This is a genomic window from Vibrio sp. KUL78 (assembly GCF_059725505.1).
In genome coordinates this window covers 212,309-233,340 of the sequence record NZ_AP045838.1, presented here as the reverse complement: position 1 = coordinate 233,340, position 21,032 = coordinate 212,309, and the positions used below count along the sequence as shown (strand labels likewise).

Sequence of the window (21,032 nt, the reverse complement as noted above, 5' to 3'; positions counted from 1 at the left end):
GTTAATACCCCCACACTCTTCACGCGATTATTCAATCTCTAACTTACTGAATTAGGAGGCAGCTATGACAACTCAACACCATCTTAAGTCATCTAACGGTGTGGCTCAAAGTCAACTTTTATCCGCTGTCGTCAAGTTGGGGTTCCCAGTTGCTATTCAAAGTGCATTGGTCGCGATTTTGGCGTTAGCGGATGTGCTTATGGTCAGTGACTTTGGTAAGGAAGCGACAGCAGCAGTGGGGATCGCCTCTAAATGGCACTTCGTAGCAATTATGATCATGGCTGGTATGGCATCAGCGAATGGGGTTTTGGTTGCTCAGTATTGGGGGCGCTCAGACAAGCGCAGTGCAAAAAACATCACCAAGCTATCAATGATTTTTGGTGCGAAACTACTTATTCCTGTGACGTTTGTCATCACTGTTTTTTCCAGCTACATCATGATGCTGCAAACGACAGACACGAGTGTTATTGAGCTTGGTGCGACCTACCTGTGGTATGCGTTCCCAGTATTGATCTTGACTCACGTTGTCATCGTTGCAGAATCCGCAATGCGCTCTTCAGGTGACGCTGTCACACCTTTGGTATTAGGTGCGGTGACGATTGTTATCAACATCGCACTGAATTTCTGGCTAATCAAAGGTGGCTGGGGGGTGCCAACAATGGGGGTCGCAGGTGCAGCGCTTGCTACCACTATTTCTCGCTTACTGCAGGTGTTGTTTATCTGGGGCTACTTAAAAGCACGTAATCACTGGTTGATGAGAGAGCAAGTACTGGATAACGCTACCCGTTTATGGGCGTCTTACAAATCACTTGCGATTCCAACAACATTGAATGCAGTATTATGGGCGATGGGTACCTTGATGTACCAAGTTATTTTTGGCCATATGGGTACGACAGAGCTTGCTGTCTTTAGCATGATGGGGCCATTTGAGTCGCTCTGTTACTCTCTGTTCTTTGGGATCTCTGTAGCCTGTTCGATATTATTGGGTCAGTCACTAGGCAGAGACGAGTTTGAACAGGCGTTCAACATGTCAAAAACGTTTATCAAGGCGGTACTAGTGTTTGGTTTGTTGACAGGAGCGGGCCTACTCATGGGTCGAGAAACCATCTTGTCGTGGTTGAATCTGACGACGCCAGAGCTTCACCCACTCGCCTCACCCGCAATGGTGATTTTGTGTTGTGCGATTTGGTTGCGCATGCTCAATCTAATCATCATTAATGGCATTCTAAGAGCGGGTGGTGACAACAAGTTCTGTCTAAGAATGGACTTTATCGCGATGTGGTGTGTCGGGCTACCGCTTACTGCATCAGCTGCTTTCATTTTCGGATTGGAATTTAAACTGGTTTACACCTGTATGTTGGTAGAAGAAGTCGTGAAGTTTTCACTCTGTTTCCATCGCTACCTCAAGCGTTACTGGATGAACAACCTCACGTTAGCAACAGCTTAACGTTCTTCTCCCTAGTTAGACGATAAAAAACGCCAAAACACAGCATATGTTTTGGCGTTTCTTGTTTGCTACAGTTCACTAAACATGATTGAGGTGTTCGATGATTCGTTTGTTCACCCTTTCATAGCATTCATACTGCAATGCGTGCCCTGCGTTTTCAAATACGCTATATGAAGTATTGTCACCAAGTAATTGGACAACACACTCTAGATCCGACAGGGGTATAACTTTATCCTCCGTTCCCCAAAGCACTAGTTTTGGAACCGAAAGCGTACCCACGTCTAGAAAATCTTCACTTGGATCTTTTGCAATTAGATGACGACCGGTGCTAATTACCGCACGGCTAAAGCCTTTGTATTTCATCTGTTCACTAAACTTATCTGACCAAAACGGAAACTTGTCAGGTGCAACGAGATCGTTAGTCTGATTTGCCGGAAGTTTAGGTATGAACAAGGTATAGCCTAACCATTTTCCAATGATTGGCAGGGTTAGTGCTCCAATATCAATGGCTTGATTAAATGGTGCTAAGTAACCAACACTCAAAATTCTCTTTGGATACTGCTTAACAAATGCGGAGGTTATTGCCCCACCCATAGAGAGCCCTATGATATGAAATGGTTTGTTAGGTACAAGCAACTCTGTCAATTCTCGAACTTGTTCGACAAAAAGCGCTTTATCATAGTTAACCTTCGGACGACATGAATAACCGCGACCAAAAAGGTCAAACGTCAGAACACGATATCCCGCGCTCGCTATTACGGTGAGATTGTTATCCCACATATACGACGGAGCTGAGAACCCGTGTACAAGTACGACTAAGGGCGCGTCAGGATCGCCCTCTAATTGGTAGTGAACTTTTCCTAACTTCAGTTCGACAAATCGACCCGGAGCTTCTGCACGATGAACATCGTCCAGTACGTATTTCTCCTTACTGATTAGGATTGGCAAAGCCAACAGGCAACATAGGGTTACTAGGAAAGCAACGGCAAGCATAGCGTATCTCAGTTGTTCAAAAAGGAAGGTTATTTTATGAGGCTATATCTGATTTTCTAGCGTCCCCCCTAAGGTAACTATGCTGCGCCGACATACTAGACTAGAGTTCCCATAAAAAAAGCCGCCACGTAGTGTGACGGCTCTATATTAGATCTCTTAATCAAAGATAATTGCTCATTTCATGCAGCAACTTTTCTCGTCTAACAGGTTTAGGAACGTAAGCATCCATTCCCGCATCAAAGCACTTTTGAATGTCATCATCGACCACACTCGCCGTCAGAGCAATAATCGGCGTCGGAGTCATACCCTGCTGTTTTTCATACTCTCGAATATCTTGAGTCGCTTCAAAACCGTCTTTTACCGGCATCATACAGTCCATCAAAATCACGTCGTAGTTAACGTTGCTCTGGTATAGATCCAGCGCTTCTTGACCATTACCTGCAATATCGTACTCAAAACCAGCCTTCGCTAAGTGCAGTGAGGCCACTTTTTGATTCACCAAGTTATCCTCAACTAACAGAATTCGCGACCCATTACTCACTGCAGCACTTGGTTTGCTCGAATCACCACCCGCCTCTACGATGGTTTCTTTCGGAACGACAATTTCTTGAATATCTGGCGTTTGCTCTAGAACGCCACCTGACAGTTCTTGTTGCTTCATTTCAATAGCAGAGACGATTTTCTCTTTGAGGATTTCAGCCTTAAATGGCTTAGGCACATAATCGTCCATCCCGCTGTCGAAACATTTTTGAATATCGTCATCAACCACACTGGCTGTCAACGCAATGATAGGTGTGCGCGCAATCCTCAACTTGGTTTCAAGCTGTCTAATTTTTTCAGTCGCCTCGAATCCATCCATCACTGGCATCATGCAATCCATCAAGACAAACGTATAATTTTGTTTTTTTTCATACAGTTCAACCGCTTCCTGCCCATGGTTAGCAACATCGAACTCACAACCAATCTTCTTCAAATGCAGCGTGGCAACTTTCTGGTTTACCAGATTATCTTCAACGAGTAGTACTCGAATTCGATTATCTATCTCTTTGCTTCCCACAGAGGCATAGACCGCGCCTTGCGCCAATGACTTACAGCAAGCCTCTAGAGATTTCAGTAGTCGATTACCGAGCAAAGGATAGGTAATCAGCGCGCAGATGTTTCGACCAAAGTCTTTATTAGCACTATCAAATTGCCTGATAAGGCAAATAGCGGTACCTTGCCCATTAATCTCTGCAAAACGTTTACTGTCCTCTTCTGAGTCCACACCACCGCCATCAACATAGATGAGCAATGTCTTTGTATTTGCATCAGTGAGGCTCAACTCATTTAAAGATTGAGAGACACGATCTACGGTCAATCCATAGAACTGCAAATCTCGTTTGATTCGCTCTTCGTAGACACTCGAGTTGCACACCATCACCAACTCGTCGTAAATGAGAGGATTTCTGTGTTGATAGTCATGCTCATCGATAGCCAAAGACAGTGTAAAGTAGAAGCGGCTACCTACACCTTTGACTGAATCAAGCTGGATCTTACCGCCCATCAATTCGATTAATTGCGTACTGATTGCCAGACCTAAGCCGGTGCCACCAAACTGTCTTGTAGTGGAGTCATCTTCTTGAGCAAATGCTTCAAAGATTTTTGACTGTCTCGCCTTGTCGATACCAATACCAGAATCCTTAACCTCAAACAGTAAGTTCGCCATATTCTCAGACTCGCCCCGGTACTGAACACCAATGGTTACGGTACCTTCTTCAGTGAACTTTACTGCATTGGACATGAAGTTCATCAAGACTTGGCGCATTCGGTGATCGTCTGCCAGGACTCTGAAAGGAACTTTAGAGTCAATATCAACGTTGAGTTCTATCCCCTTCTCTTTCACTTTAGGTGCTACGATAGACGCAATGTCATAAATGGTTTCACGAATAGACGTTGAATGTGGGTTGATCTGTAGCATGCCAGATTCAATTTTAGAAAAATCCAGAATGTCATTAATCAAGCTGAGCAGAAGATGTGAAGACGTTTCTATCGTGTCGACATAGTCTTTTTGGGTCGCAGTGAGGTCGGTATCCGATAGCACTTCTGATATACCAATGACACCGTTGAGCGGTGTTCGAATCTCATGCGACATGTTAGCCAAGAAACTACTCTTCGCTTTACTTGCTTGAATTGCGTTTTCCTTAGCTTGCTCGGCATCTTCCTTCGCCACAAGAAGTCGCTTCTCTCCCTCTATACGCTCATGCGTCAAGCGCTCTACCTCTTTAGCAAATCGGCTTAATTCATCTTTACCGCCAATTTTACTCGTTAATGAGATAGCCTGACTGTCATCTTCTTGCTCTAAAAATTTGAGCACCAACCCTAGGTTTCTCGTGACACGAAGAGCTAGATTCACACCAATGACAATCAACATTACGGTGAGTAGCGATACTACTGTCAAGAACCCCATACGTTGCTGTTCAAAGCCGGCGACTAGAGTGCGGATTTCCTGACGAAGTTGTTCTTCAATAGACAGTGAAACGCCTTGAATCAGATTAGAGCGAAGGTTTAATGCATCAATGCCCGCTTTAATCTCAGCACTACTTAGAGATGCGACACCTTCGCTACTAAGCAATACGTTTCTGAACATACTGCTCTCTTCGAAAGCAGGATTTGAAAATGAATCAAGCAGAAGGTTGACCTGCATAGGATCGGCGTTAATGGCGACGAAGCGCTCAACGAATAACTGTTGGTTTTGTACCAGATTGGCGATCTCTTGCTTACTCAACTCGTCTGTCGCTTCTCCAGATTGATAACTTTGAATCAATGCGCTCGTTTGCCAGATTTCTTCATCGGCCCAAAAAACCAACCACTCCAGCTGTGAAAATGCCACCATATGACCATCCACGACCGGAAGAACGGCTTTCGCTGGCGACTTTTCAATAATCATTAATATCTGTTTATAGGTATCAACCTGCCATTCTACAAGTTCTTGCTTTTCGACATTGTCTGCCGCTTCAGCGACGGAAGCCACACTCTCTTGATAGTCGTCCAACAACCCTGAAAGCCTAACCGCTTCATCTGATGGAAATATCTCAGCGCCCAATACTTTCAACGACTCTAGTGAGCTTGTGATATCGACTACATCTGATGTTGGTCTTGCGTCATTTGCCTTAGATTGGACATCAGAAAGCACTTCTGAGTATCTGACCAAACGCTCTACTTTCTCTAAATCAGCAAGTTGGTTATTGAGGGACGTGATTTGGCGAGATGCGAGGAAAACAATCAATGCTAGTGGCAGTAAAACCAGCAACAACATTTTGTGTTTTACTGACAAGTTGTTCCATAACTCGAGTTTGTTCATTCCGTTGCCCGATATCCATTACGACAAAAGTTTAGATATAGTAAGTCTAGGAAAACTATTGTTTTAGTCGAACTTATTGAGTGAATAATTTATAAATGAGTAGAACAAATAGAGATAGGTCTCACTTCCACCACTTAACTGACTGATCTTGCTCAGGATCAACATAGCGATTGAAGAAGGTAAGAAGAGTATCCAACAACGGAAGGTGCTCGTATACACAAGTTGCTGACTGTATATTTGCGGAGTTATCAACGAGTGCTCTAACAATGGGCATTTGCTCCATCAATAATAGGTACTCTTTATTATTGATATCTAATATAAAATCTATTCCATCAAGTGCAGTTATTGCGATCTCATAAGGTTTAGAGATGAGTTCTTCAATCGGTTTCGTAAACACATTGTTCATTTGCCCTTCTAAGAATACCCTATATATGGTTAATTGATCGATGAGGACAAATAGTTGCCCTGAGAGGCAATTATGGGGATATGGGACAAGAATGTGGTCTTGAGTCTCGTAAGACAGGTTAATAGTCAGTCCCACTTCACCACAACAGTGCTTGAGGTGTTTCAGAAGCCCTTGCTCATCAAGCAGATTTTGAATGGTAAAGACTCGCTTCAAATGGTAATCACTCGAGAGCAAAGTAACAGTCAGCGGTTTATTATTGCTAGCCAAGCCACTATCTATAAGCTTTTCCGCTAAGTTCCGAATGTTCTCTACCGTGTTTGTCGACTCATCTTCAATGATTAGCGTACCAATTGACTCTTGTTTCACTAATGGAACCAACTCGCGAAAGCGTCGATGCATTGCCTCCGCTTCAGATAGCGATTGCCCGTTGGTTACACCACCACAAAACGCCACTATGGTATTAGAAAGATCCTGTGTCATTGCCCTGTCGACCAGAGCTTGAACGCGAGATTCACCCTCTGGCGTCAGAGCATCGTTGTTCAGGCGCTTACCTAATACCACGATGAGATGTTCGAAATCCCTTTCGTCCACATTGTTTCCTTATGCGATTTCCCAAGAGTGCGTCATCTTCACACCCTCACCCAGCATCAAGCAAACTGAGCAGTATTTTTCGAGCGAGTCCTTAGTAACCTTAGCAACCAATGCCTCATCCAAGTTATTGCCTGAAACAACAAAATGGATGTTAACTTCAGTAAAGATTCGAGGTGCTGTTTCACGTCTTTCCGTTGTTAACTTGGCTGTGCAATCAGTGACATCTTGATTCGCAGATTTGAGACCATCAACAACATCAACAGAGCTACAACCACCAGCAGCCATTAGTACCATTTCCATAGGACTTGGCGCTGTCTCGCCCCCATTGCCATCCATAACAATAGAATGACCCGACTGAGATTGACCTAAAAACTTGAATCCTTCGATCCATTTCACTTCCGCTTGCATATAAACCTCTAAGTGGCAGATGAGAATATTGATAAGGATAGTAACCCGACAAGTAGCGAATTTGAAATTTTTAGCGCGTTTGTTGTGTCTTATTAGGAAATTAGACAATCAAGTCTCAGGAGTAACTATGACCAACTTAGCCAAACTCATATTGTCGTTACTGATCGCCGTTCCCGTTATTTTCGGGTTGACCAGCCAATCTGGAATGGCTGACGATAACAAAACGCAACCAGCACAACCTCAAGTGGCAACGCTCGCAGGAGGCTGTTTCTGGTGTACTGAGTCTGACCTCGAGCAGTTGAAAGGCGTCGTAGACGTGGTATCAGGTTATGCAGGTGGACAACTCGAAGAGCCAACCTACAGACAAGTGGCAAGTGGACAAACGGCTCATATTGAAGTGATCCAAGTAACCTTTGATGCAGCTGTTGTCAGTTACGAGGAGTTGCTTGACCACTTCTTCAGACACATCGACCCTACTGACGACAAAGGTTCATTCGTTGACAGGGGACCACAGTACAGACCGGCAGTCTTTTACCATAATGATGAGCAAAAGCAGGTGGCCGCAACGTTTATGGCTGAAATAGACAAATTAGGCGTCTTCAAAAAGCCGCTGGCAACAGAGCTTATAAAGTACGACACCTTCTGGCCTGCAGAGGATTACCATCAAGATTATTACAAAAAGAGCAGCTTGAAGTACAAGTACTACAGATACAACTCAGGCCGAGACCAGTACTTGGATGATATCTTCGGAGATGACCGCAAGGATAACCCTGTCACACTCCGTCAGATGATTGACCGTCAAGCGAACACCAAAAGCTACACGCGACCAACGGACAAAGAAATAAAAGCGACGCTCACTGAGCTCCAGTTCTATGTGACACAAGAAGATGGTACTGAGAGGCCGTTCGACAACAAATATTGGGATAACAAGCAAGATGGTATTTATGTCGATGTCGTCACTGGCGAGCCGCTGTTTTCATCAACAGACAAATACAAATCGGGAACCGGATGGCCGAGCTTCACCAAGCCTATCGATGAACATTACATTGTCACCACAACGGACTATAAACTGATTTATCCACGTACCGAAGTAAGAAGTCGATTTGGTGATTCACACCTCGGTCACGTGTTTAAAGATGGCCCTGAGCCAACGGGCCTGCGCTACTGTATGAACTCTGCCGCGATGCGATTCGTCCCTAAAAATCTTCTCGCGCAGCAAGGCTACGAAGAGTTCCTACCTTTGTTCGACAAGTAAGTTCGGCAACACGTACCTATGCTGCAAGCGTGGCGCTGACAAAAAACTTGAACGCACGCGACACCTAACGATCCTTCCGGGTGTCGCGTTTTCTTTTACAGCGCCAACGTATTCATTCTCAGTTAACCCGTTAGCACATTATCTTCTGGGTATTTTAGTAAGGTAGGCTTTGGACGAGCTAACATATAAGCTAACGTGAGTGGCCCTATACGTCCAATGACCATCACAACGATCATGATCCACTTACCGTGATCAGTCAGATCTGCGGTTAGTCCCGCTGTTAAGCCTACGGTGGCAAACGCAGAAATGGTTTCAAATACCACTCTATCGAATGCGGCGTTTTGCGTAACCATAAGAAGAAACATCGCAAGCGTCAGTATTGCACCACTCACAACAATGATGGCCAAAGATCGTGTCACCGTCTGCCAACTCACAGTGCGGTTGAACATCTCAACATATTGCTTTTGTCTTAAAAATGCCCATGTAGCATAAAACGCAACGGCAAAAGTCGACACCTTTATACCCCCGCCAGTCGATGTGGAACCGGCGCCAATTAACATCAAAATGATCATCACTAGCAGCGCTGGCTGCCCAAATTTTTCTAGGTCAACGCTGTTGAAACCCGCGGTTCTGGCACTTGCCGATTGAAAGAATGCAGAAAGCCATTGACCATCTAGTGTCAAAGCGCCTAACGTTTCTGCATTGCTTCGCTCAAGTAAAAAGAACATTAAAGTTCCGCCAAACAGCAATATCGGTGTCGCAGTTAACATGACCTTTGTGTGTAGTCCCAAGCGAGCGAAACCTTTATGTCCATTCTGTGCAACATCACTAACCACGGTAAAACCCAAACCACCGAAAATAAACAGGCTCGATAAAACCAGTAGAACAACCGGATCCGAAGCGAAGCTCATCATACTGTCTGAAAATAGCGAAAAGCCTGCGTTATTAAACGCGGAGATAGAATGGAAAACGGCGTAGAACAGCCCCTGATTCCAACCCATCTCAGGTACCCACCTAAACGCAAGAATCGCTACGCCGACTGCTTCTGCAACCAATGCAAGGATAATGATTTTCTTAACCAAGCCTTTTATGTTTACTTTTCTATCCTGACCCAGCGCTTCTTGCGCTAAAGCCTGCTGTTTCAAGCTCAATCGAACGCCAAACATATACAATAAGACCGCTGATAGGGTCATTTGGCCCAGCCCGCCAATCTGCATCAAAAGCATGAGCAAGATTTTGCCGGACAAGGTAAAGTGCTGGCCTGTGTCCACGACTCCCAAACCAGTCACACTAATCGCAGAGGTCGCTGTAAAAAAAGCGTCAGTAAAACTGAGTCCAGTCACCGAAAAGACCGGAAAAGTTAACAACAAAGCAGACGGAATTAGCACGGCAAGAAAGCTAGCAACGATTAAATAAGGCTCTGATGGCATTGGGAATCGGCTGTTTCGTTTCAGAGGATACAGCACTCCTCTCTGAAAGCGTCGGCTCATGATTCTCTTATCTTCTGGTAAAGTTCTTTCTCGGGTCCGGCAACAATGATCATGTCGCCCATTTCTAATACTTGATCACATGAAGGACTCGGGTCGATATCTGGTCCTCGTTTAAACCCAAGTACTTTTATGGTGTCCGAGCGACACAGATTAACCTCGCCCAACGTCTGCCCCATTAACTTACTGCCGACCACAATCTCTGTAAGTGCCATACCACTGCCAAGCTCGTTGAACGCAAACACCCGATTGTCCAGCATTCTCTGAGCGACACGAACACCCATGTCACGTTCCGGCATAATGATCTTATCGGCGCCTATTTTCTGGAGAATCTTAAACTGGAACTTATCGTTTGCCTTGACCCAGACTTTTTGACCTTAGCTTCTTTCAAAACAAGCGTTGTGAGAATACTCGCGTTAACGTCATTACCAATGGAAACCATCACCATGTCATATTCGTTTAATCGAAGCTCTGCCACCGTATCTTCAATGGTACAATTTGCGATAATGGCTTGCGCTACATAGCCAGACACTTCTTTCACCCGATCTTCATTGATGTCTATTGCGAGAACCTGCGCTCCTGCCTCAGAAAGCTCCCTGCAAATTGTCATCCCAAATCGACCTAAACCAATCACTGCGTATTGCTTCGTCACTGCTTTCATACCTGTACCTAATGCCTGTTTTGATGTGGCGATTGAGGGCTTATCATCGCGCTCTTTCCTATTAAATATGGTATGGAAATGTAATCTTGCCCAAAAATTCAGTAATATCTGATAATTACATAATCTCATTTGAGTTCTAAACTTGAACAGTAGAGATAAAACCGCTCAACAAAAGGTGCTCTTCAACTATGAATAGTTCGATGGATTTGCTCCAAAACTATATTCAATCTTTCGGTTATGACTGGCTAAGCAATGTGCTACTCATTACTACCGGTAGTTTTTTCCTGTGGGTGATCTGGAAAGTGATCTATGGGCGTCTTGAGGCACTAGCAGATCGTACCCAATTGGCTTGGGACGACCTGGTAATTAAAGCCGTCAAGGCGCCAATCAGTATGCTCATTTGGGTCTGGCCCGCTACTGTTTCAGTTGGGTTAGTGCTCGCCACTCATTCAAATGACGATGTTGTATGGTTAGGCAAGATCGATTTAATTTTAGTTATCTCTACATTTATCTGGATATCCCTTCGCCTGATTTCCAATGTTGAAGCTCACGTGCTTGACCAAAAAAAGCGAGATGAGACAACCGTTCAGGCCATAGCGAAAGTCGCACGTCTGTTTTTTGTCACTATCGGCATTCTTACCATCATGCAGGCGCTGGGGTTAAGCCTCTCGGGTCTACTGACTTTTGGTGGTGTCGGTGGTTTGATTGTTGGTTTGGCGGCAAAAGACCTGCTCTCCAACTTCTTTGGCGGAATGATGATCTACTTCGATAGACCTTTTAAGGTCGGTGATTGGATTCGCTCTCCTGATCGCTCTATTGAAGGTACCGTTGAGCGAATTGGCTGGCGAATGACCATTATTCGGACCTTCGATAAGCGCCCCCTGTATGTACCAAATTCCGTGTTTAGTAACATCGTGGTAGAAAACCCATCACGTATGTTAAACCGCAGAATTTACGAAACCATCGGACTACGCTACGACGACGGAGATAAAATAGATGGGATTGTTGATGAAGTGAAAGCGATGTTGGAGCAACACAAGGATATCGACGCAACTCAAACACTGATGGTGAACTTCGATGCATTCGGTCCATCTTCCCTTAATTTCTTTGTTTATACCTTTACCAAAACCGTCAACTGGGCGCGTTATCATGAAGTAAAGCAAGATGTGCTATTGCAAATTATGGGGATAATAAGGAGTCATGGCGCCGATATAGCCTACCCAACACAAACGCTTAAAATAGATCCTTCCGTTATTGAAAATAATGCCGTTCAATCCAAGAATATTATTCAGTCATAGGCTATTTTATACTATAAGGGCTCGTATAAGCCCTTTTAGTATTTCTTTAAAACAAATAGAGCCTGTATAACTTGGCTTTTACCTTTTTATCTTTATCGATAAATTGAATTTGCGCTCAAGGGATTATCGTCTAATTTGATGTTACCGTTATATGCAAATAAACTGACAGTAATAGATATGCAATCTTATGTATTCTCATTAATAAGCAAGCCTGAAATGTCATCAGCAACCGTATCTGTAATTATATGCATGAGCGCCACAAAAAACGCTTACCAGTTCTAGTTAGAAAGTCTATAAACCCTTAGCTTTGCAATTGGCTACTGAGTAAGACACAGCCATAATCAGTATTCAAATACCAACCGAAACTGAACTACCGATCGCAGTTGATGTTCCTGCATGGGCAGTGTTTTTACATGTGGCAGAAGGATAACTTACGTTCAATTCATCAACATAATAAATCACAGTGCGGTTAACAAGATTTAGGCTCTTCTTACTTATGCTAAGTACCTAAGTTGATATAGTTTCACTACGCCTATCAGCTTGTTTTAAAGATAAAAAGTTATTCAACTCTATAGTTCGGTCAATACAAAATTTTTGTCGAAACCATAAAAACATTGATTAGCTATACCCTCTTCAGTCTAATACACTGAGCATTTTAACTGAATCATACTCTTAACTAAAAACCCAAACTATTTATATAGATACTAGTGATATGAACTGTATTAAAATCTACAACGTCATTCTTATTATATTACTTACCATCTCTGCTTCTGAAAGTTTAGCCAGTGTTGAACTAAGTCTTGAAGAAAGAAAGTACTTATCACAAATTAATGAGCTAACTTTTACTACCCCTCAAGTTGAACATAATCAATTCCCGAAGGATATATATAGTTCTGGAGCCGCATACGAGAAACTTGCTACTTCAGTTGCTAAGCTTTTGAATGTAAAAATTCGCTTTAAAAGCTATGACACAGCAAGTGACGTTTTGGAAGCTGTAGCCATTGGTGATGTGCATTTTGCAGTAGGTTATGCCGAAACCTTTGAACGGAAGATTAAACTTCAGTTTACACAACCTGTTTACGAGGTTCAAAACGTCGTTTGGTACTCAAGCAATAGGTATAATGGCCAAGCTCCAAATTCATTAAAATGGGGGTGTGTAGAAGGTGGCTATTTCTGCTCTCAAATTGAAGACTTTGGAGGTACCAACGTAAGACTTTTTGAAGACTATTATGATTTGTATCTTGCTTTATCAAAGGGAGCCGTAGACGCAACGATTATCGATTTTAATTCGACCCAAGCATATTACTCCACAATAACACCAGGAGAATGGCTAGGTGACTACACACTGTTATCCAATGGATTTACCTTTCCTGTGCAGATTATGTCGAGTCGACGCGACCCTATCCTAGCACAAATCTTGGCGAAAACGCAGCGAGCGCTAGATGATTCAAGCGTGAGTGGAATTAAGTTCAGTGCTGATAGATATCATAAATCTGAGGTAGAAAAAACTCTTGAGCTTAGACATAACCGTCAACATATACGCTACACGATAGGAGATGATATCTATCCAATGTCATACCGTGACGCATCAACAGGCCAAGTTACTGGCTATATCCACGATATTATTGCGTTGATAGCTCGAAAGAGCGGTGTTGAGTTTTTATATGTAGATCCCAAAGATAGAAAACTAACAACTCTATTGGAGGAAGGTGAAGTCGACTTTATCCCTAGTGTAGGGGATATATTTTCCAAGCAAATGGCGAAATATATCTATACAGAACCTGTCTTAGACCTTACTTGGGTAGTTATTCAAAGTAAAATCCCTCCGTCAGAATTTAATCAAGCTATCCTAAAGTTAAGGGATCATTCTTTTTATGATAAGGCAATTAAGACTAAATTCCCAAACATTCAACCTTATACTGATATCAATAGGTTAATCGACAACCTTGCAAAGGGTACGATATCTCGCGGTCTTTTGCCTCGCGTCACGTTTGAGCAATACGTAATTAACCATCATGATGAGATATTGGCTTATGTAGAACGAGTTCCCGAGCAAGATATTAACTTTCAAGTTATATTTAAGTTCAACTCTAATGCGATATTTTTGCGAGATTACCTCAACTACCAACTTTCTAATTTAAAGCAAGATGAGATTAAAATGATTCGCGGTAAGTATCATACTATCGTCAATCAGTATGGATACAACAAAGACCAAGTAACCATTATTATGTTAAGCATCTTCTGTGTGTTGCTGCTCGGTTTGTTATTTTACCTTTTGAGAGTAAGAAAGCTAAAACACTCGCTCAATATATTCAGACTTTCGGAGCAGCACAATGTAGCGCAAATTGTGTGGTTCAAGTCATTGATTGACTTGCTACCGAGTAAGATCGTAATTCATGACGAGTTCGGTACCCGCTTGTTATCAAACCGCGCGTTCGACGAACTTTGTACTAGCTGCACATTTAAGGACGATAAAGATCAGTGTTCAATCCCCCTATCGCCCGATTGCTATGGGACTTGGAATAACTTCTCATGCCAATGTGGTTCAGAAACCTCGTATTTTCGAATGCGATGTGAAGAGATTTTTGATCACAATGGTGAAGAGAAACTAGTTGTCACCATATTAGATGATATGACGGATTGGAACAGGCAAAATGAAGAGCTTGAACTATCAAATCAAAAAGCACTTGATGCTATAAAAGCAAGAGACCGATTTCTTGCCACAGTCAGCCATGAGTTACGCACCCCAATTGCTGCAATGATAGGTTTGATGGAATTGCTTAGTTCAAAAATCGAGAACTCAGAAAACATCGAATTATTGTCTAACGCAATGCTTTCCGCAAATCGCTTAAAACTGTTGGTGAATGACATACTCGATCTATCAAAAATTGAAGCAGACCAACTGCGTATTTATGCTCAGCCAGGCAACGTTTATGACGAGCTTAGCCCTTTGTTAAGAACCTTTGAAACCAACGCTACACAAAAAGACTTAGCCTTCGTATTAGATTGGACGCCGTCTCGATTCAACATCGTCAAGGTAGACTGGTTACGGGTCACTCAAATCTTACAAAATTTGTTGAGTAACGCGTTAAAGTTCACAAGCTACGGACATGTAAAAGTACAAATTGAAGCGACCGAATCGACATTAAATATCATCATCACCGATACAGGGTGTGGTATGGATGATCATCAGCTTGAGCAGGCATTTATTCCATTCTCTCAAGCAGATAGAAGCATCGCGAAAAACTACGGTGGTACAGGACTTGGTATTACTATTGTCAACAGTTTGGTCGACATGATGGCGGGCTCTTTATCGATCGAAAGTCGATTAGGTATAGGAACTCGTGTTGAAGTGGCGCTACCTATTCAGGCTTCTAGCGAACTTGTCATTGATGTCAAAGAAGTCAAAACAAACAATGAAAAAGTCGCACAATGGTTAAGCATTTGGGACCAGCCAGGTCATCATCAGATTCCCGCTTCGACCTATTGGATAAGCATTGCCGACGGTAATATTTATCCTGATATCTTACAGCAAAAGCTAATGGGTATTAACGAGTTGTTGGGCAAAGAAGGCGACAAAGAGCTGGGCATCGCTGGGCAGGTACTAATAGCGGATGATGATGAAATTAACCGCCTATTATTCCGCAAGCAGTTATTGAAACTAGGGCTGAATCCTATTTTAGTGTGCGATGGACAAGAAGCACTGGACTACCTTGAGCATAGTTACCAAAGTATCAACGTGGTAATCACTGACTATCATATGCCAAATATAGACGGCTTTGAACTCGCTAAACGTATTCGAAATTCGGAACTATATGGTCACTTGCCAGTCATTGGCTGTACTGCCGAAGACTCTAAGCGCGTAGTCGAACGCTGCAACGAATGTCAAATGGAGGCAATAATTTATAAGCCATACTCATTAGACGATCTGGCAAATGTTCTTAAACCGTATTTTGAAATACAAATTCGGTCTGATAAAGACTTACTTCAGTGGATGAACAACTATGAAGAAGATGAGCTTTCCCACATGGCAAGTGTCGTGGTGGAATCATTTACCAAAGAGCGCAAATTGTTAAGCGACAATAGTGGTGACCATGGGCGAGTAGTACATAGAATTAAAGGTTCGGCGAGTTTACTTGGTCTCCAAGCACTAGTTTCGCATGCCAAGCTATATGAGTCATCGGATCTAAAAGATAAGAACATGCATGTACTAAACATCATAAATGAATTAGACAAAGAGATAGATGTGGTTAAACAATGGTTAGTGGAATCTCCAGATGAAAACAATTAAAGCTCTAATTGTCGAGGACTGTATTGTTCAATCAACAAGCTTGAAAATGCAGCTAAAGCGCAGTGGAATAACAAATGTTGATATCGCAGAGAGCTCAAAATGCGCACTCCGGTTAATATCAGCAAATAGTTACCATATTGCTTTTGTCGATTTACAGCTACAAGGAGAGGATAGCCTAGCATTTTTGCGGACATCAATAGCGGTTGAAACGATAAGCCACGTCGTCATCATCAGTAAGATGGCTTTAGATGTGATCGACTTATCTCGCAAAATGTGTTCGCTTTTAGGCTATAACTCCGTTCAGGTTCTATCGAAACCAATAAGAAATGAGGATGTTTGTAGCGTTATGCTACAGAGCGAAATACAAAACAGCAGTGAAAATCCTCAACCCAGAGAGATTACGACTTCCTTACTTTCTAAGGAAGAGATCGCTCTTGCCTTCGATAATAAATGGTTCGAGAACTATTATCAGCCACAAATCAGTGCTGATGCAGGCAATACTGTTTCAGGTGTTGAGGTACTAACTAGGCTGAACCACCCAAATAGAGGGATTGTCAGTCCGGAGAGTTTTTTACCTCTATTAAAAGACAATGAGGGTTTCAGCCGATTATTTGATTTAAGTCTTGAGCAATCATTAAAAGACTTTGCCTCAAGTGAAGTCATGAGCGGCCTCACCTTATCAATCAATATTGAGCAAAGCTCACTAGAACATGATGTCAGTCGCCGTATCATTGCACTTTGTGAGTTTTATAATTTTGCCCCCGAAAGACTAATACTAGAGCTAACTGAATCTGAAACTTTGAGTATGACACCGAGTTGCTTAGAAAATCTAGCAAGGCTAAGGATGCACAATATTGGATTAGCATTAGAAGACTTTGGTACTGGATACTCATCGTATTTGAAACTAACTATGTACCCTTTCACTGAGCTTAAAATTGACCGAAGCTTTATTGATTCTTACTTAAATCATAAACCGTCTAGCTTTGTGGTTAATAACTCAGTGGCGTTAGCCAGATTGATGGGGCTGACAGTAATTGCTGAGGGTATCGAAGATAATGATGTTCTTAATGAGCTACATACATTAGGCATTGATCGATACCAAGGCTACTTTTTTTCACGTCCTTTGCCGTTCAATGAATTAGCCGCATTTCTTGAGAGACATTAACGAAATGGAAATTAAAGAACTCTCCGTATTGATTGTAGATGATGCGCCAGTCGTGCTGGCAACGGTAAGAAGCATGCTGCTCAAAATGGGTTATGTTGACGGTAAAATACATACCGTCAAGTCTGCTAGAGAAGCGCTAATCTCATTGAATGAGAACAAGTTTGACGTCGTCATCTGCGACTATAATCTTGGTTTTGGTATGAATGGTAAACAGCTGTTCGAACAGGTTCAATTACATAAACTACTCCCTATGGCGGCGGTATTTGTTCTCGTCACAGGCGAGAACGCCGCATCATCAGTCATGTCGATTTTGGAGCTTCGCCCGGATGAGTATCTGTTAAAACCATTCAACAAAGTCCAGCTACAAGAAAGACTTAACAAGGCATTAAAAAGGAAGCTAGCGCTAAGCCCCTTATATCAAGCGTTGTCTGATGGCGATTCGCCTCGTATTATCGAACTATGTGATGAACTAGCACCTTTTTACACTTCCTATTCGACACTATTATCACGTTTAAAGGGAGAGGCCCTTCTTGAAGTTGGCCAATTTCAACAAGCGAAAAGCGTTTTTGAAGAAAGGCTTACGTTAGCTAATCACGACTGGGCAGTGAGTGGACTAGCATCATCAATATTCTTTTTAGAAGGCGCTGAAGCAGCCAAACCAATCATTGCAGAGAAACTGGCGGAGATGCCAAAAAGCTCATTACTTTTAGATGAGGCGGCGAAGTATGCATTGTTACTAGGTGATAAGATTTCCGCACTCCACCACCTAATGCTAGCTAACCGGGTATCTACACTAAATATTCAGCGAGAAATCTGTTTAATAAATTTAAGCCGGCTGGACGGCAATCATAACGAAGCATTCAATGTTTTTGGTCAACTAATTAACGCTCTCAGAGGAAGTATGCGTTGCTCGACAGCGGATCGGCTTCAGTATACCCGCTTAGCGCTTTACTGTTTATCAAACCGCACAGTTGATACGCATAAGCTTGCTTCAATTGAAAGTGAATATGAAAAATTGCTGCGAACGATCAATGATAGCGTCGAAAGTGAAATTCAAATAATCAACGCGCATATCGCCTTTCTGAGATTTGAACTCAGACGTGCGAAATATCACCTTAGCCATGTCAAACAAGACGAGCTAAGCTTCGAAGGACAATTAGAGTACTTGTGGTTGCTACATAATCTGCACATGTGTAGTGAGTATGTTCTCGCCAAACAGGTAATAGAAGATCATTTAAGGACTCAAAAAGTTTCTCTAGTAAGTATCACCCAAAATGAATTAGTCGGTGCGCTCAATCTAGCACAAACAAAACAACAAGAGTGGGTGAATGGCATACTTGCCAAGGCGGCAGGCAAAAGCAATAAAGACAAACTAGAAGGTTACCTAGATATCGTGACACAGCTTCCTTACGTTAAAGAGCCCGCCTTAAAAGTAATTCAGCTATTGGCAATCATTTGGCCAACTGGTTATGGCTCTTCTCAAGTGCTAAAAGCGGTAAAGCTATGTGCTAGGATTTGTAGGGAATCTTATTCAAACGAAGAGCTTATAGCATTAGAACTTGACTCTTTAATTAGAAAAATCAAACTAGACTGCCAAACCAATCCATAATTCATTGGCCACATCCTCGGTTCAAAACATTCAATAAAGATATATTGCTTGTTAAAAATGGGCTCGTAAGAGCCCTTTAGTTAGCAGCAATTTTGAACAAAAGTTAAATCACGCCCAACTCGCGCAGACGCTCCATCAAGTAACTATCCGCTGTGTACTTTTCTGATAGAACAACTTCTGGATTTGGGTGTAGAAACAGAGGTAGAGAAATGCGAGATGTCTCTTGCTTTGCTCCGGTTGGATTGATGACTCGGTGAGTTGTTGACGGGAAATATCCGCCGCTAGCTTCTTGTAGCATGTCACCGATGTTGATGATTAAGTTGCCAAAGTCACAAGGTACATCTAGCCAGTCACCTTCTTTGCTCAAAACTTGCAACCCGGGCTCGTTCGCTGCCGGTAACACGGTCAGTAGGTTGATGTCTTCATGCGCTGCTGCACGAATAGCACCAGGTTCTTCTTCACCGGTCATTGGTGGGTAATGAAGTACACGGAGGAGCGTCTTTTCGCTACCATTGATCATTTCCGATAAAGCAATGGAAAACTTCTCTTGAACCTCTGCTGGGGCATGAGCTTCCACCCAGCCTAGCAACTCCTGAGCAAAGCTATTTGCTTTATCGTAGTAATCCAGAATTTGCTCTTTCAACTCTGGAGGAATCTGTCCCCATGGGTAGACATGAAAGTACTCTTTAATGTCCTTCACGTTATGACCTTTCGCTACTTCCGATACGCTCGGTGGAAAGTAACCGTCTTGAGTCTCAACATTAAATTGATAGGCATCTTTATCTTGTGACATAAAGAACTGATACCAGTTCTCATAAATCGATTCGACGAGTTCTTGAGGGATTGGGTGATTTTTAAGAACACCAAAGCCTGTTTCGCGTAACGAAGTGACAAATTGCTCGGCTGCATCGGGTGCCTGATAATCAACAGTTTCTAATTTCATGACTTTACTTTCTTGTCGTTATGATTTGGTGCAGATGTTAGAAAAAAGTTGGCGGTTTTTCAAAGAAACTGGTGTAGAGCTTTGTAATAAAGTCACTCTTTTGTGCACTTGATCGCCAATTAAACATATTTAGTAATTGAACAGTGTTTTATTATTCTTATACTATGCTTTATCACACATTCTTTGGCTGAATGCTAACTATGAACTACCCAACTTCGCGACGTTACTGCCCTATACTCACTTTCCTCACTGGCTTTTACTGTCTGGTGTTTGCCTTTTCTGCGATCGCCCCAAGCTCACGAGCAGTATGGGTGGCCGAGATTATTCCCGCCGTCGGTATACTTGTACTTATTTGGGCGGTCTCTCGTAAGTTTCAGTTCTCAAAGACTGCATACATACTCATGTTCATTTGGCTCTGTTTACACACCATTGGCGCAAAATACACCTTCGCCGAAGTGCCGTTCGATTGGTTCAATCAGATCATTGGTTCAGAGAGAAATAACTTTGATAGAGTAGCCCACTTCTCTATAGGTTTATACGCCTTCCCAATTGCAGAGTACGTTTATCGCAAACAGGTGATGAACAAACTCCCGGCAATGATGTTTGCTCTGTTTGCAATTATGAGTTTAGCGGCAGCTTATGAGATCATTGAATGGTGGTACGCTGCGCTGGCGGGCGGCGATGAAGGGATTGCGTTTTTAGGGTCTCAAGGCGATATCTGGGATGCGCAAAAAGACATGCTATGCGACACTTTGGGTGCCGTAACCGCTTTGATTCTATTTGGGCTAAAGACCTCTAGTAAGGATTAACATGTTGTTTTAGCCAATTGAGATACGGTCGATAGCCCGCTTCAATTGGCAATGCCACTATTTGAGGCACCTCATAGTCGTGATTGGCAATAATGGTTCGCTCAAGTCTTGAGTAGGCTTCATTGGTGGATTTGATGATAAGCATGACCTCTTCGTCGTGGCAGATTTTTCCATCCCAGACGTAATGACTTCCAATGTTTTGAGTTTGGATACATGCGGCGAGTCTTGATTCCAGCAGGACTTCTATCAATTTGTTGGCTTGCTCGTCTGTTGCTACGGTCGTCAATACTGTGATTGCGTTTGATTTCATCGAACCCTTTCCTTTTGAT

Annotated in this window: 14 protein-coding genes and 1 pseudogene; 7 read left to right on the top strand and 8 right to left on the bottom strand. The window is 42.8% G+C overall.

Annotated elements, in window-relative coordinates; genetic code table 11:
- Nucleotides 1-64 precede the first annotated feature (64 nt).
- Complete coding sequence (locus AC6I8Y_RS17655; protein ID WP_498022436.1) at nucleotides 65-1,447, top strand: MATE family efflux transporter; 1,383 nt, start codon at nucleotides 65-67, stop codon at nucleotides 1,445-1,447.
- A 78-nt stretch (nucleotides 1,448-1,525) separates the two neighbouring features.
- Here the strand turns inward: AC6I8Y_RS17655 and AC6I8Y_RS17650 are convergent, their stop codons facing one another.
- From AC6I8Y_RS17650 to AC6I8Y_RS17635, 4 genes are all read right to left on the bottom strand, one after another.
- Entirely contained in the window at nucleotides 1,526-2,440 is a 915-nt protein-coding gene (locus AC6I8Y_RS17650) for an alpha/beta fold hydrolase (protein WP_498022435.1), read from the bottom strand.
- Nucleotides 2,441-2,600: 160 nt separating this feature from the next.
- Nucleotides 2,601-5,780 (bottom strand): response regulator, encoded by a 3,180-nt coding sequence (locus AC6I8Y_RS17645; protein ID WP_498022434.1) that lies wholly within the window; start codon nucleotides 5,778-5,780, stop codon nucleotides 2,601-2,603.
- 121 nt (nucleotides 5,781-5,901) lie between these two features.
- Nucleotides 5,902-6,777: a YdcF family protein gene (locus AC6I8Y_RS17640; protein WP_498022433.1), complete on the bottom strand. Its 876-nt coding sequence runs from the start codon at nucleotides 6,775-6,777 to the stop codon at nucleotides 5,902-5,904.
- 9 nt (nucleotides 6,778-6,786) lie between these two features.
- Nucleotides 6,787-7,185: an OsmC family protein gene (locus AC6I8Y_RS17635; RefSeq protein WP_252017139.1), complete on the bottom strand. Its 399-nt coding sequence runs from the start codon at nucleotides 7,183-7,185 to the stop codon at nucleotides 6,787-6,789.
- A 127-nt stretch (nucleotides 7,186-7,312) separates the two neighbouring features.
- Between AC6I8Y_RS17635 and msrB the strand changes: the two genes are divergently transcribed.
- Nucleotides 7,313-8,440 (top strand): peptide-methionine (R)-S-oxide reductase MsrB, encoded by a 1,128-nt coding sequence (gene msrB / locus AC6I8Y_RS17630; RefSeq protein ID WP_498022432.1) that lies wholly within the window; start codon nucleotides 7,313-7,315, stop codon nucleotides 8,438-8,440.
- A gap of 122 nt (nucleotides 8,441-8,562) precedes the next feature.
- Here msrB and AC6I8Y_RS17625 read toward each other — a convergent pair whose 3' ends face one another.
- Nucleotides 8,563-9,870 (bottom strand): TrkH family potassium uptake protein, encoded by a 1,308-nt coding sequence (locus tag AC6I8Y_RS17625; RefSeq protein ID WP_498023047.1) that lies wholly within the window; start codon nucleotides 9,868-9,870, stop codon nucleotides 8,563-8,565.
- 56 nt (nucleotides 9,871-9,926) lie between these two features.
- Nucleotides 9,927-10,588: pseudogene (locus tag AC6I8Y_RS17620) on the bottom strand (potassium channel family protein).
- 188 nt (nucleotides 10,589-10,776) lie between these two features.
- On the opposite strand from AC6I8Y_RS17620, the gene AC6I8Y_RS17615 reads away from it, so the two are divergent.
- The 4 genes from AC6I8Y_RS17615 to AC6I8Y_RS17600 all read left to right on the top strand — a co-directional run bounded on the left by AC6I8Y_RS17615 (nucleotide 10,777) and on the right by AC6I8Y_RS17600 (nucleotide 18,951).
- Entirely contained in the window at nucleotides 10,777-11,886 is a 1,110-nt protein-coding gene (locus tag AC6I8Y_RS17615) for a mechanosensitive ion channel family protein (protein ID WP_498022431.1), read from the top strand.
- Between the two features lie 712 nt (nucleotides 11,887-12,598).
- On the top strand, nucleotides 12,599-16,177 hold the full coding sequence (locus AC6I8Y_RS17610) for an ATP-binding protein (protein ID WP_498022430.1): 3,579 nt from the start codon (nucleotides 12,599-12,601) through the stop codon (nucleotides 16,175-16,177).
- Complete coding sequence (locus AC6I8Y_RS17605) at nucleotides 16,164-17,342, top strand: EAL domain-containing response regulator (RefSeq protein WP_498022429.1); 1,179 nt, start codon at nucleotides 16,164-16,166, stop codon at nucleotides 17,340-17,342. The genes AC6I8Y_RS17610 and AC6I8Y_RS17605 overlap by 14 nt, the downstream gene beginning before the upstream one ends.
- A gap of 4 nt (nucleotides 17,343-17,346) precedes the next feature.
- The gene (locus AC6I8Y_RS17600; RefSeq protein ID WP_498022428.1) at nucleotides 17,347-18,951 is read left to right on the top strand and encodes a response regulator; all 1,605 of its coding nucleotides are present in this window, start codon (nucleotides 17,347-17,349) and stop codon (nucleotides 18,949-18,951) included.
- A 103-nt stretch (nucleotides 18,952-19,054) separates the two neighbouring features.
- Here the strand turns inward: AC6I8Y_RS17600 and AC6I8Y_RS17595 are convergent, their stop codons facing one another.
- On the bottom strand, nucleotides 19,055-19,894 hold the full coding sequence (locus AC6I8Y_RS17595; protein WP_498022427.1) for an isopenicillin N synthase family dioxygenase: 840 nt from the start codon (nucleotides 19,892-19,894) through the stop codon (nucleotides 19,055-19,057).
- Nucleotides 19,895-20,094: 200 nt separating this feature from the next.
- Between AC6I8Y_RS17595 and AC6I8Y_RS17590 the strand changes: the two genes are divergently transcribed.
- Nucleotides 20,095-20,703 (top strand): DUF2238 domain-containing protein, encoded by a 609-nt coding sequence (locus AC6I8Y_RS17590; protein ID WP_498022426.1) that lies wholly within the window; start codon nucleotides 20,095-20,097, stop codon nucleotides 20,701-20,703.
- Here the strand turns inward: AC6I8Y_RS17590 and cutA are convergent.
- Nucleotides 20,690-21,013: a divalent-cation tolerance protein CutA gene (gene cutA, locus AC6I8Y_RS17585; RefSeq protein WP_042471445.1), complete on the bottom strand. Its 324-nt coding sequence runs from the start codon at nucleotides 21,011-21,013 to the stop codon at nucleotides 20,690-20,692. The genes AC6I8Y_RS17590 and cutA overlap by 14 nt on opposite strands.
- Nucleotides 21,014-21,032 lie beyond the last annotated feature (19 nt).